This window comes from Rhizobium tumorigenes, assembly GCF_003240565.2.
GTDB classification, from domain to species: Bacteria; Pseudomonadota; Alphaproteobacteria; order Rhizobiales; family Rhizobiaceae; genus Rhizobium; species Rhizobium tumorigenes.
Map to the genome: position 1 here is coordinate 496,314 of NZ_CP117256.1, position 13,847 is coordinate 510,160.

The window sequence follows — 13,847 nt, forward strand, 5'->3', positions numbered from 1 at the left end:
ATGAATTCGCGAATTGAACTCCTGCACCGACGGCTCGAGCAGAATGGCGTGAAACGCACGGCGATCCGGAAACGCCCGAACGCCGATGCGGCACCGCTATCGGACGCCCAGCACAGGATGTGGCTGCACCAGAAACTCCATCCCGCCAGCGGCGCCTACAATGTCTGCATCCGCATCGACCTTGCCGGCGCTCTCGATGTGTCCCGGCTGCTCGCCGCGCTTGCCGCCGTAGTCGATCACCACGAAATCCTGCGCACCACCTATTCGACGGACGCAAAAGGCCAGCCCTTCCAGCGAATTCACGCCCAATTGTCCCCTGAGGTGCATATCGTCGAACACGGCGACCCCGAGCGCGTGGCGCGCGACAGCGCCTGCGCGCCGTTCGATATCGCCTCCTCCGGGCCGCTCCGTGCGCATCTGGTCACGATAGATGCCGCCAGATGGTCGCTGGTGCTGACGGTACATCATATCGTCTGGGACGGCGGATGCTTCGGTATTTTCAGTCGGGATCTCAGCCTTGCCTATCGTGGGCTGGCGATCGAGCCCCTGTCGATCCAGTATGCTGACATCACGGCGCATCGGAGCTCCCCCAATTCCGACGCAGACCTCGAGGCACAGCTCAGCTACTGGCGTGAAACGCTGACGCCATTGCCGCCGGCTTTGCCCCTGCCTACCATCCAATCGTCCGGCCCCCGCACCAGCGAAAGGGCAAGCCGCCTGGATCGCGTCATGCCGACCGACTGCGCCACGGGCCTGCGCGCGGCCGCCGCCAGCCTCAAGACAACGCCTTTCGCCGTTTTCATCGCCGCCTATGCGCTCCTGCTCCATCGCTGGACCGGAGCATCCGATATCACCATCGGCACGACAGTCGCCAATCGGCATGAGCCGGGAAGCGGCGCGCTCATCGGCAACTTCGGAAACACGGTCCTGCTGCGTCTCGAAGTGTCTGGAGACGCAACGTTCCGCCAACTCGTCGCGCAGACGGCGCGTGTCGTGACAGACGCGGTCAGCCATGGCGACGTCTCCTTCGAACGGATCGTCTCCGCGCTCGCGCCTGTGCGCGAGGCCGGCCACGGCTACTTCACCGACACGCTCGGCCTGTTCCTCGACCGCGACATCGGTGGTCCCGACCTGCCCGAGGTCGAGGTTCGATGGAGCAATGTGTTCAACGGCTCCTCTCCGTTTGCCCTGACCTTCCAGGGCTTTCTGACAGGCGACGCCCTGGAGGTGGAAGCGACGTTCCGCAGCGAGCTTTTCGCGACCGCCACCGTGCTCGACATGCTCGACCACCTGGAATCGATACTGCTCGCGGCGACTGCCGACCCCGCGCAGCTTTGCTCGACCGTCAGCCATCTGCCGGCCCCGCAGCGTGACCGCCTTCTTCGGCTTTCCCGCGGAGCCGAGATCGATCGAAACCCGGTTTCCGTCCTCGACCACTGGCGCCGCCAGGTAAAGAGCAAGCCCTCGCGAATTGCGCTCGTCAGCGGCCCGGATCGTTTCCGTTTCTTCGAGATCGACGAACAGGCCAATCGACTGGCAGCGCACCTGATGGCGCGCGGTATCCGGGCGCAGGATGTTGTGGCTGTCGCTGCAAGCCGCGGATTGATCACCGTCGTCGCGCCGCTGGCGATCTGGAAATGCGGTGCGATCTTCCTCCCGCTCGACCCGCGCCATCCCGAAGCCCGCTTGCAGAAGCTCGTTCGTTCCGCAAATGCAAAACTCCTGATCTGCGATTTCGACGTCGCGATCGATAATCTGCCCGTCGTCTCCATCGATGCATTCATGGCTGCGGCAACCGAGCCTGCCATCGATCCCGGCCACAGCCCCCATCGGCTTGAAGCAGCCCATATCGGCTTCACATCGGGATCCACCGGCCAGCCGAAGGGCGTCGTGACCACACATGGCTCGCTGGCGGCGCGGACCGTCTGGGTGTCGGACCATTGGCGCGGGGGCGTGGGCGGCACCCGCCTTGCCAAGAGCGCACCCACGGCGATCGATGCAACGGCAGAGCTCTGCGAAGCCTTCGTCACTGGCGAATACATCGTTCTTGCGACGGATGACGAAGCCAGGGATGCGGCAGCGCTCGCTCGCCTTCTGAAAACCCACGGCATAGGACACTTCATGGCGGTACCGGGGCTGATCGGGGCCGTCGCGATCGCCGCGCCGGACGTCATGTCCGACATGGATCGGGTTCTCTCCACCGGCGAGCCCCTCCTTCCCGGCGTTGCGGCCTCCATCTACCGGACAGCCGAAAGCGTGCCGCTCTACAATTCCTACGGATGCACGGAAACCACCGGAGACGTCACGGCCGGAAGGATAAGCAGCAAAGATGCCGCAAACGGCGTCATATCGATCGGCCGGCCGCTCCCCGGGTCCTGCTGCTACGTGCTGACCGCAGATCTGACGCTGTCTCCGCCGGGCGCGCTCGGCGAACTCTATGTCGAAGGACAACAGCTCGCCCGCGGCTATCTTGCCCAGCCGGCATTGACCGCGACCCGGTTCATTGCCAGCCCCTTTGCCGGGCACGACCGCTTGTACCGCACAGGGGATCTCGCTCGCTGGCGCGAAGACGGGCTGCTTGAGCTCGCCGGCCGCGTTGATGACCAGGTCAACATACGCGGCTACAGGGTAGAGCCCGACGAGACCGTCGCGGAACTTTATGCCGCCCCCGATGTGAAAGAGGCGGCCATTCTGGCGCGCAGGATCGGATCCACAATGGAACTCGTCGCCTATGTGTCGGGCGACGGCCTGCGACCGCAGGACGGGCCGAGGCTCCGCGCACGGCTGGCCGATCGCCTACCGGGCCCGCTTGTCCCGGCCGAGGTGGTCGTGCTGCCGTCATTGCCGCGGCTCGAGGGCGGCAAGATCGACCGGCAGGCCCTGCCGCGGGGGGTGGTCGCGCCGGATGTTTCATCGAGATCGCCGCGAAACGATCGCGAGAAAAATCTGACGCGCATCCTGGCGGAGCTTCTCGGCTGCGGGTCCGTCGGCATCGACGAGAACTTTTTCACGCTTGGCGGAGATTCGCTGATGGCCTTGTCCTTCGCGGCGTGCGCCAACGCTGCCGGATTCGAATTTCCGGCGGCGGCGGTGTTCCAGTATCCCACCGTCGCCCAACTGGTGGAGCAGCTCCCGCCATTGGTCGAAGAACAGGCGAAGCCCATCTCTCTTCCGGCGCAGGTACATCGCTTCCGGCTTTCCGGCTTGCCCCTGTCCGAATTCGTGACGTGGGAGCCACTTCGAGGTCCAGCCAAGCCCGACCGTTTGCGCGCGGCGCTGGCGGAAGCCATTTCGAGCCATCCGACGCTTCAACAGGGGATTGCCGTCAGGGGACGACTGTGGCGCGCCGCGCGGATGGCCGGGGCCGGGCGTGACGCCAAGGTCATCGAGATCGCGAGTTCCGACCCAGCCAGGGTGATAGAGGCGGCGCGATCGGCGATCGATATTGCCGCGGGCGCCGTGATTGCCGTAGTCCTCACCCCCGATGCCGCCCTGCTGGTCGCGCACGCCGCCGCGATCGATGGCCTGTCGCTGAGGCGAATAGCCGATGACATCTATAGACACCTTGCGGCGGAACACATGACGCCGACGCGCGCCGATCACGCGAGCGGTCGCGGTCAAGCCGCGATGCATCCTTTCGCGCCGGTTCCAGCAACCATCCACCACGACTGGCAATCGATCATTGACCTGGGCCCGAAATGCCCATGGTGGGTCGGACCGGACGAGATCCTGTCAAAGGGACCTGATGTCAGGGTTAGGGCCGCGATGGACCTCGCCGCTGAAACTCTTCACATGCATGCCCTGCTGTCTGCTGCTCTCGATGTCTCCAAAGGCGATCTCGTCGTTGCGGATGTCGAGGTCGAGCCCGACGGGATCGGCCCACTTCTTGCGGCGCCCGTGCTGGCGCGCGCTGGCGCCCGGGACGCACCCGGCGACGGGGGCTTGTATATCGCCTTTATCGATCGCCGCAGGCCTGTCGCGGGTGGCCCCGGCCTTCTCGTACGGCGTACCGTCACGCCGCGATCGTGGCCGGACGCCGGCATGGTCCGGGGTACGGATCGCCTTTACCGGATTGTCGCATCCTGGCAGGAGATCGAAGGCCAAACCGAGTTGGAGATCGCGGCCGGCGATGCGGACATGGCGCGGGCACTGCTGAACGCGTGGATCGCTGCAATCTCACGTCAGGATTCAGACCGTGCGTAGTGGCGACCTCAATACGCCGCTGGCAACACATCTGGCACAATTCACGCGCCATGGACGTTGCCACAATTTTCACGCGGTGCCGTGGCCAGCCATCCTTGAGGCTGCATCCCCGGAATTCGCACAGCAGTATCGCGCAATACTCGGCGCCGACCTTTCGCGGATAGACGCAAGTTGGTCGGGCAGCGCCGTTGATTCGTTCTTCACACCCCACGGGCCGCTTGCCGACGCACAACAAAGGACGGCCAGGGCATTCGGCGCGGATGCAACGTTCTTCGGCACCAGCGGCACGACGACCAGCAATCAAATCGCCCTGGAATCTCTCCGCTTTCCCGGCGCTGACGTGCTGATAGATTGCACAGCTCACCAATCACTGCTCTTTGCTGCCGAGGGAATGAACGTCGTGTCCTCGCCTTGCGCCGGCACGGTGGAAAACCCGTGCATCGACATTGAGGAAACGGCGAGGCTGCTTGCGCGACGCGCCTCCGAGGGTCGACCATTCGATATCCTGGTGCTTTCAGCCACAAGTTACGATGGTCGAAAGCTGCGTCTTGATCGCGCTCTGCCGGTCATGGTCGAATCGTCTCCGACGACGGCAATCGTCATCGATGAAGCCTGGTCGGCACTGCACGCGTTTGTTCCTTCGCTTGTCGATTCCACCGCCCTTGCCGTTGCTTCCCGTCTGCCACTGCTCGCACCCGTCCTGGTGACGCATTCGGCGCACAAGACGATGGCAGCGCTGCGGCAGGGTTCCTACCTTCACGTCCTCGGCTCTTCCTCCGATATCGAGAAAGTGCGCCTGGCGCGGTATCGCATTCACACCACCTCCCCGTCATGGCCGATCCTGACCTCGCTCGATCTTGCGCGCGCGCATGCCGAGCAATTCGGCGCCACCGAGTTTGCCAATGCCGTCGTCATCAAGACGAAACTCGAAGCAATGCTGCGCCAAGACCCTGTCACCGCCGACATTCTGGCGTCCCCGTCGCTTGGCCCCTACTACGAGCTTGATCCGCTGGTGTTATGCCTTCTTGTCGGGCCGCGCTCGCGTATCATCAGGGATCGGCTCTTAAGCGAACACCACGTGCTCATCACGGTAGCCGGCGATCATCTCGTCGTGCGTCTGCATTTTGGCGTTACCGAGTTCGATCTGCTTGCGCTGATGAAAGGCCTGTCGCTGCTGGCGTCGGAATTCAGATCGCCACCACCCGCTCCACGACCGGCCGGCCCGCAGGATTTCGTGCCCGTCATTGGCTCGCATAGCCGGAACTATATCATTCCCTATCCTCCCGGCGTTCCGCTAGCGAGGCCTGGAGAGCTCTGGACGGACCGGCACGCCAAGGCGCTTACACAAGAAAGAGCGCGAGGGTCTGAAATCTATTGCCTGGCAGCAGGCGGCGGCGGCGCGCGTCGCGCCACGGGTGCGGTCCCTGTGGCGCTCGACCCGATAGTCAGTCCGGCCACCGAGGACGAGCCCATGTGACCGAGGCTTTTTGCGACAGTTTGCCAGCAACCGCGAAGCCGCCCTTCATCCCATGCGACGCCTAGCCGCAAAGACGACTGGCCAGCCGGGTCTCGACACCCCATTCGACGGCCTTCGCCGTGATCAGACAGGAGAAATGAAATGATGTTTTCGGATCGCAAGCAGCAGCTTTTGCTGCAACGGCTCGCGGGCGCAGGTCTTCTGCACTCGGAGCAATCCGTCGCCAACGATCGCCCGCGGCGCGAAGAGCGCGACGGGCCCGCTGTCCTTTCCAACGCGCAACGGCGGATGTGGTATCACTCCCAGCTTGCCGAAGGGTCCGCGGCCTATAATTTCTGCCTCGTGCTCCGGCCGGACGAAGACGCATCCTTTTCCGTCCCGGCTCTGACCGCAGCGCTGGAGCAGGTAATGCTCAGACACGAGATATTACGGACGAGGTACCGGACCGGCGCCGACGGTGCGCCGCAGCAGGTCATCGAGCCCTATCTTGCGCCGGACGTGACGGAGATCGATCTGACGCCGGCATCGAACGAGTTTGCCGGGACGATCGAGGAAAGGCTGGACGACCTCGCATGCCGGGCCCGCGACCAGCCCTTCGATCTAAAGGTTGATGCGCCCCTGCGCGCGCTGGTGGTGCGAAGCGGCGCGGCTGTTATCGCCATCATCCTCGTCCTGCCCCACATCGCCGGAGACGGTGGGTCATTCGGAATCGTGCTCGCCGATCTGGAGCGGGCCTATGGGCATGGCGCCGGATCGGATGCGTCGCCGCCTGCGTCCAGCATCCGCTATTCGGACTATGCCTTGTGGGAGCAGCGGCATCTGGGCGATCCCAAAACACCGGCGAGCCTGCATGCCCGCCAACTGCGCTTCTGGGAGACCCAGCTGGCCGACCTTCCCGCGGAGATCCCGCTTCCCTTCGACCGCCCTCGCCCGACTACACCGAGCTTCTCCGGCAGCCAGGTGAGGGAATGGCTCGGGGAAGGGTTGTCGGCAGCCCTGCGGCGAATGGCCGGAACCAACGGCGGTACGCCACTTGTCGCGCTACAGTGCGCCGTCGCCGTTGCTCTCGGCCGCGTGGGCGCCGGACAGGACATTCCCCTCGGCGCCGCAGTCGACCTACGCCATGATTCCTCGCTCGACCAGCTCGTGGGCTTCTTCAGCAATACGGTGGTCGTGCGTGTCGATCTAGGGCGGGATTCCGAATTCTCGGAGCTGTTCCAACGCGTCCATGACACCGGCCTCAAGGCCCTCGACAACAGCGATGCACCCTTTGAAAGCGTCGTCGAGCACATCAATCCGCCGCGCGCCGTCGCGCGAAATCCGCTCTTCGGCGTCATGGTGACCGCCACCAGACCCTGGCCCGTTCTGCGGTTCGGCGATACGACCCTGCGTCTCGAGGAGCCGCGGCAGACCCAAGCGAAGTTCGATTTGACCTTCGTCGTCCATGACGAAGGCGCGGGCGGGCGGATCGGCGTGTCGCTGCTCTATGCCCGCGATCTCTTCGATGAAACCACGGCGCGACATCTGCTCGATCTGGTGATCGGCATCCTCGGGCAGGCAGCCCATCACCCACAGTTGCGGCTATCGCAATTCGCGGAATTCGGACACCGGTACTTGACCCCGCAAGCCTCCTCCCTTGCAACGATACTGGCGGCGCGTCAGGGAGCCTCCTCCACTACGATGCGCTCCATCCAGCTGGTCGACGGCGTTCGGCAAGCCGATGTCGTTGCGGCCCTTGTCGGCCTGCTCGGGCGGCACGACGCGCTGCGCCTGCGCCGCGACGCGGAAAACGGACAATGGGACCTTGCCGCCACCGCCCGGCTCTGGGACGCCCCTGTGCTGCTGGAACAGCCGGCAACCGCCGAGGATGCGGAGCGATTCGTCGCCTGGCTCGAGGTCCCTCCGGGAAGCGATTCCGCCACGCCCAAGCGCCTTCTGAAGCTGCAGGCGCCGGGGCGATGGATAGATGACGAGTCGTGGAGCGTGCTGCTGGCGGAGCTCTCTCCACTGCGGTCGGATGGCAGGCAAACGGTCCCAAACAGGGCCGGATCCTACGCCGACTGGTTGACCCGCACCGCCGACTTCGCGGCGGAGACGGACATGGTCGCCCATACCGAATCCTGGCTCGACATGCTGGACGAGGCCGCCGATCGCGCGCCGACGGGCGAATTTTCCGACAATTCCTTCATATCGACCGAGCGCCGCATGGCACTCCCTGGCCTCGGGGAGAGGCCCGATCCGGCGGCGCTCCGGGTTGCCGCGATGGCGGCCCTCATCTGGACAAAGCGGCGGGCTGCCGCTCCGCTTCTGCTTGAGATCGATGAAGCCGATCGAGATCGCTTCGCCAACACCACCACGGGAACCGCCGCCGGATGGTGCAGACGACGTTTTCCTCTTCTCGTAGCGGCTCCGCAGGAAGGCGCCGCGGAAAGCCTGCTTTCGCCGCAGCGCATCGAAAGCTTCATCCGCGCCGCCGGTCATGTTCTCGGGCTCGATAACCCCGAGCCGGTGAGCGGCGACTTCGCCGCAAGCTACTTTCTCGCGCGCGACGTCAGCGCCGATGTGGCCGGCGCGCTCGATGATACGCCCCGACCCGACCTGACGCTTGCCATCATCACCACCGACGAGGGCGATGCACCGATCTCGCCTGAAGCTGATATCCACGAGGAAGGAGAGCGCTGGACGATCAGGATCGACCTGCGACGCAAGCAGGCATGGCTTGGCATTCGTGCGCGCCGCAGCGCCTCCGAAATCGACGCCCTCATCGACGCGTGGCGGGGCGTCCTTGCGGAATTCCTGGCAGCGGCCGCTCCCACAGATAGCGGCGGACGATCCGAAGACGATGGAATCCTGGAATTGTCCCCCTGGGATCTGCGGCGTCTCGAGGAATCCTTCGGCACCGTGCGCGCGGTGCTGCCGCTCTCGCCTCTCCAGGAAGGCCTGCGCTTTCACGCCGTCGGCGCAGCGGAAGGCTCGAACGAGGTCTACATATCCCAGACCTCGCTGGATCTCCTTGGCGAAATCGACGCCGATCGTCTTCACCGGGCCGTCGAAAAGGCGATCAAACTGGCGCCGACCGTTACCGCGGGCTTCGCGGAAATCGGCGGCAGGATGGTGCAGGTCGTGCCTGCCGATGTGAAGGTTCCCTGGCGCTTCGAAAGGGCCGCCGACGAGGATCGGGCGAGGCTGATCGCCGACCAGGAATATGGGGCTCGGTTCGATGCCGCCCGTCCGCCCCTGATCCGGTTTGCGCTCATCGGCATGCCGGACGCCGGCGCCGGCGGTCTCAATCGGCTTTTGTTGACGGCGCACCATATCCTGCTCGACGGCTGGTCGATCCGCCTCCTCTACCGCCTCATCGTCCAGCTCTACCTGGACCCAGCTGGAGCGGCGCCTCCACCGTCCTTCGGGCGCTATCTGCGATGGTTCACGGGGCAGAACATGGCCGATGCCGAGACCGTATGGCACCAGCTGCTCGCCGGAAGCGAAGCGACGATCCTCTATCCCGCCGCCCGTGGTCTGGAGGCAAGCGTCGAGCACAGCCATGAGCGCGCACGCTCCATTGACGCCGGAACAACCACGGCGCTGTCCCGGCTGGCCCGCTCGGCATCCACGACCCTCAGCACCGTCCTCGAGCTTGCGTGGGGCACGCTCCTCATGCGGCTGAGCGGCGCTTCGAATGTAGTGTTCGGAAACGTCGTATCGGGCCGACCGGCGGACATCGAGCAGGTGAGCGAAATCATCGGCCTCCTGTTCAATACGGTTCCCGTGCGTGTGGAAGCCGCGGGTCCGCAATCGGTAAAGGCGGCGCTCGGCGCTCTTCACGCGCAAAAGGCCGTTTCCCTTCGTCATTCTCATGTCAATCTCACGCGCCTGCAGCAGATCGCCGGGCATAGTCCGCTCTTCGACACGCTCTTTTCCGTCCAGAACCTGCCCGTTTTCGAATCTCCGAGAAACCAGGCCATCCGGATCGGGCATGCCAGTGTTCGCGACGCGACCCATTATCCCCTCAGCATGTCGGTCACGCCGACGGGCGAGACGATCGACCTGCGGCTGATGTTCCGCAGCGACATCGTCGGGCGGGAGCAGGCCGAGGCGATCATCCATGCCTACGAGCACATATTGAACGCCTTTGCCCGGGATGCGGACCTACCGCTGCTCGCCGTGAACGCCTTGCCGGAGACCAGCCTCCTGCTGCCGCGATCCATCTCGGGAGAAAACATGGAGATCGGCTCCCTCTCCGTTGCCGATCTGCTCGTCAAACAGGCGCTGGCCACGCCGGATGACAATGCCGTCACCTCCGGCGATGCCAGGCTCACCTTCGACCAGTTGGCGACAGCGGCGCACCGACTGGCGCATCTCCTCCAGGCGCGCGGTGTCTGGCCGGAGCATCGAGTCGCGCTGCTTTTGCCCCGCTCGGAGCTGATGATCGTGGCGCTGTTCGGTGTTTTTGCCGCCCATGCGGCCTATGTTCCGATCGATCCAGAGACGCCCGTCAATCGGGTCCGCTCGATGCTGGACCAGTCGCAGCCAACCGTCATTCTCAGCGTCAGCGAGATGACGGCGCTTCTGCCCCCCGAATATGCTAATGACCCGCGGGTTGTGCTGCTCGACGACCCCGCCACGAAGGCGGAGCTTGAACGCCTCCCGAATACTCTGCCGGAAAGCGAGCGGCCGGCAGGCCTGAGGCATCTGGCCTATATCATCTTCACTTCAGGATCGACCGGAGAACCGAAGGGCGTCGCCGTGCCCTATATCGGGCTCACCAGCATGTTCATCAATCACAGGAAGGCCATCTTTGCGCCTGTTCTGGCCGCCCAGGGTGGCCGCCGGCTGAAGATCGCGCATACGACTTCATTCGCCTTCGACGCGTCCTGGGAGCAGCTGCTGTGGCTGCTGGCCGGGCACGAGGTGTATGTGATCGACGACGAACTCCGCCGGGATCCAGACCGGCTGCTGCCGTTATTCGATCGCGAGGAGATCGACGCCTTCGACGTCACCCCGACCTATGGCGGGTATCTTCTGGAGCACGGACTGCTCGAACGGGACCGCCCGCAGGGAAGGGACGGAACCGGCGTCGTCTTCGTCTCGCTCGGAGGCGAGGCGGTCGGCCAGGATCTGTGGACACGGCTGCGGGAGGCGCCAGGTGTCGGCGGCTACAATCTCTATGGTCCGACCGAATATACGATCAACGCACTTGGGGCGGACCTTGCGGAAAATTCCGAGCCGACCGTCGGCCGGCCGATCGCCAACACGGACGCACATATTCTCGACCCGGGACTGCATCCGGCGCCTGTGGGCGTCACCGGCGAACTCTATCTCGGCGGCGTGGGTCTGGCCCGCGGCTATGTCGGGCGGCCCGCAATGACGGCGGATCGCTTTGTTGCAAACCCCTTCGGCAATGCCGGAGAACGGATCTATCGCACCGGGGATCTGTGCCGCTGGCGGCCGGATGGAGGCATCGACTATCTCGGCCGGTCCGACAATCAGCTGAAAATTCGCGGGTATCGCATCGAACCGGCCGAAGTCGAAAACGCGCTGGTCGCGCAGACGGGGGTGAAGCGCGCCGCCGTCGTGGGAAACACCACCCCGGACGGTTCCGTGCGCCTCATCGCCTATGTGGTATCCGACGCTCAGGTGGCCGACGCGGACAGCCTGCGCGAGCGGCTCCGGCTGCAACTTCCATCCTACATGGTGCCCGCCGTCATCGTTTTCGTGGAAGACCTGCCTAGAACCATCAACGGCAAGCTCGACATCGCGTCGCTCCCCAATCCGGCGACGGCGGAGGTCCGGACTGCGCTGCCGATCAACGAGACCGAGCGGATTATCTGCGATCTCTTCGCCTCCGTGCTGGACCGGCGGCCGATCGGCCGCTTCGACGACTTCTTCGAATCCGGCGGCCACTCCCTCCTCACCGTCCGGCTTGTCGGCCTGCTTCGCGATGCGATCGGCCCGGGCATCAACGTCCGGCAAATATACGATCACCCGACGCCCGCAGCCCTCGCCCTGTCCCTTGGGACGACCCACGGGATCGCCCCTGTGCAGGCAGGCTCCGCCGATGCGGATCGCGAGACAGCGCTCATGCTCGCGGATCTGGTCCTGCCGGCCGACATTGCCGTCCCCGATCATGGGGGCATTGCGCCACGGCTTGCTCTGGCAACCATCAACTCCGTGCTGCTCACCGGCGCCGCTGGCTTCATCGGCTCCTTCATCCTGGCCGAGTTGCTGCGGAAAAGCGACGCCAGGATCCATTGCCTAGTGCGCGCAAGGGATGAGGCGGGTGCCACGGCGCGGATACGCCAGTCGTTGACCCTGTATGGCTTGTGGGACGATGTCTTCGAGCATCGGATCGTCGGGCTTCCCGGCGACCTGTCGCAGCCTCGTCTCGGACTGACTGAGGAGACGTTCGCCGCGCTTACCGACGACCTCGATGTCATCATCCACAATGGCGGTGCGACGAACGAATTCGATCCATATTCGCGCCTCGCGGCGATCAATGTCGGGGGCGCGAAGGAGATCTTGCGGCTGGCAGCCGGGGGAAACCGTGTCACGCCTGTCCATTTCGTCTCCACGGCTTCGGTCGTCGCGCGGCGTGGGGCAAATCCCCCCGTCATCGGGGAAAGCACCCGCCTGCCCATCGGCGAGGTGGAGAGTACCGGATATGTCCAGAGCAAGTGGGTGGCCGAAGAGCTGATGCACGCGGCCGCGGCAAGGGGCCTGTCCGTCACCATCCATCGGCCCGGTCGCGTCAGCGGACACACCGTGACGGGAGCCTGCAGCACCAGCGTCGGCTTCTGGCATTTCATCCGGTCGATGCTTGTGCTTGGGGCAGCGCCCGCCTTGCGATCCGATCGCCTCACCCTTGCGCCGGTCGATTACGTGGCCAAGGCACTCGTTGCGCTTGTCGAGCGCGGGGATCCCGGCGCCACCTATCATCTCTCCAACCGCATGCAGACCAGCATCGGCGCCATTGTGAAGGCGGCGCAAAGGGCTGGCCATCATCTGGAAATCATGCCCTTCGAGGCTTGGCGCGAGCGCCTGGCACAGGCGGTGGAAGAGCGGACGAGGCGGGACGACGACTCCCTGTCGTCCATCATGCTCCTCGTCGAGCACCTCGACAAGTATGACGGTCCCGCAGTGGAATCAGCGCTCGGCCAGGAAGCAGTCGAGGCCGCTTTGGCCGGTCTGGACATTGCGCCGCCGCCGATAACGGATGCGGTGCTCGACCGCTACGTCGAACATTTCATCGCCACGGGCTTCTTTCCTGCCGCCGATAATGGGCGGGCAAGGTCTGCCCTTGCCTAATCGGTGCGATCGGACCTCTGCGCCGTCGACGGACGTGGACGGCGCAGGGACTGGAACAGCACAGCCGAGCCGGCGCGCGGTTCCAGCATATGGCGATCCAGGATCGCCCATGTCCTGGCAAATCCGCCGTCGGTCTCGAAATCGATCCGGATCTCCGCGTTTTTGGGCATGCATTCGTCCAGCGACTGCACAATCGAAAAGCGCAGACGATCATCGTCGCCGATACCGTTGAAGATGGCGGCGTCGAACCCGAAGAATTGCCGGACGACGGGATGCAATGCCTTGAAGATGGTTTCCTTGGCGGAAAAAATCAGGGTAGCCAAGAGAGCGGCGTCAAACCTCGTCTGCCAAAGAACCAGGTTGCGTTCCTCCGCGGACAGCGCCTCTTTCAAGATCGCGTCGAGAGCAGCGCCCGTCGCCACCTTTTCCACATCGATGCCCACCAGTCTATTTTCATCGGCAACCAAGAGGCAGACGCATTTCCCGTGCGAATGGCTAATCGACCCGGATATCCCGATCGGCCAGACGGGCGCGCCCTGGTCACCAATGGCGATCGGAACGTTGCCGCGACGGAGGCACTCCAGCGCGGCGCGGGCGAGAACACGCCCCGCCAGAAATTCGCCTTGGCGTTTCGCCACCGCGCCCGCCAGCCTTGAGGGAAAGTCGATATCGCAGGCCACGAACAGCGACGGGCTGTAGGCTTCGACTTTGTAGTCCGCCTCCAGAGCGATAAGCCTGTCGGTCTCCATGCCGAAGACAGCGATCGCGCTCAGGAAGGGGTCTGCACATGCCGGCAGCTGAGAGAGATATCCCGATACAGGCTTCACATCCATGTTTCCGTCATCACGCAGCGTCCCGCCGG

4 protein-coding genes are annotated in these 13,847 nt (G+C 64.5%); 3 read left to right on the plus strand and 1 reads right to left on the minus strand.

From position 1 onward, the window contains the following. From PR017_RS20135 to PR017_RS20145, 3 genes are all read left to right on the plus strand, one after another. Positions 1-4,203 carry a non-ribosomal peptide synthetase gene (locus PR017_RS20135; RefSeq protein ID WP_111221313.1) on the plus strand — a complete coding sequence of 1,401 codons (4,203 nt, stop codon included), beginning with the start codon at positions 1-3 and terminating at the stop codon, positions 4,201-4,203. Further along, positions 4,196-5,680, plus strand: coding sequence for an aminotransferase class I/II-fold pyridoxal phosphate-dependent enzyme (locus PR017_RS20140; RefSeq protein WP_161959352.1), 1,485 nt, complete (start codon positions 4,196-4,198; stop codon positions 5,678-5,680). The genes PR017_RS20135 and PR017_RS20140 overlap by 8 nt, the downstream gene beginning before the upstream one ends. 141 nt (positions 5,681-5,821) lie before the next feature. Then, complete coding sequence (locus PR017_RS20145; protein WP_111221315.1) at positions 5,822-12,985, plus strand: non-ribosomal peptide synthetase; 7,164 nt, start codon at positions 5,822-5,824, stop codon at positions 12,983-12,985. Here the strand turns inward: PR017_RS20145 and PR017_RS20150 are convergent. Beyond that, positions 12,982-13,812 (minus strand): 4'-phosphopantetheinyl transferase family protein, encoded by an 831-nt coding sequence (locus PR017_RS20150; RefSeq protein WP_161959353.1) that lies wholly within the window; start codon positions 13,810-13,812, stop codon positions 12,982-12,984. The genes PR017_RS20145 and PR017_RS20150 overlap by 4 nt on opposite strands. Between the last annotated feature and the right edge of the window lie 35 nt (positions 13,813-13,847).

Coding starts and splice junctions, on each gene's coding strand:
- PR017_RS20135 (WP_111221313.1), top strand. CDS start 1: ATGAATTCGCGAATTGAACTCCTGCACCGACGGCTCGAGCAGAATGGC.
- PR017_RS20145 (WP_111221315.1), top strand. CDS start 5,822: ATGATGTTTTCGGATCGCAAGCAGCAGCTTTTGCTGCAACGGCTCGCG.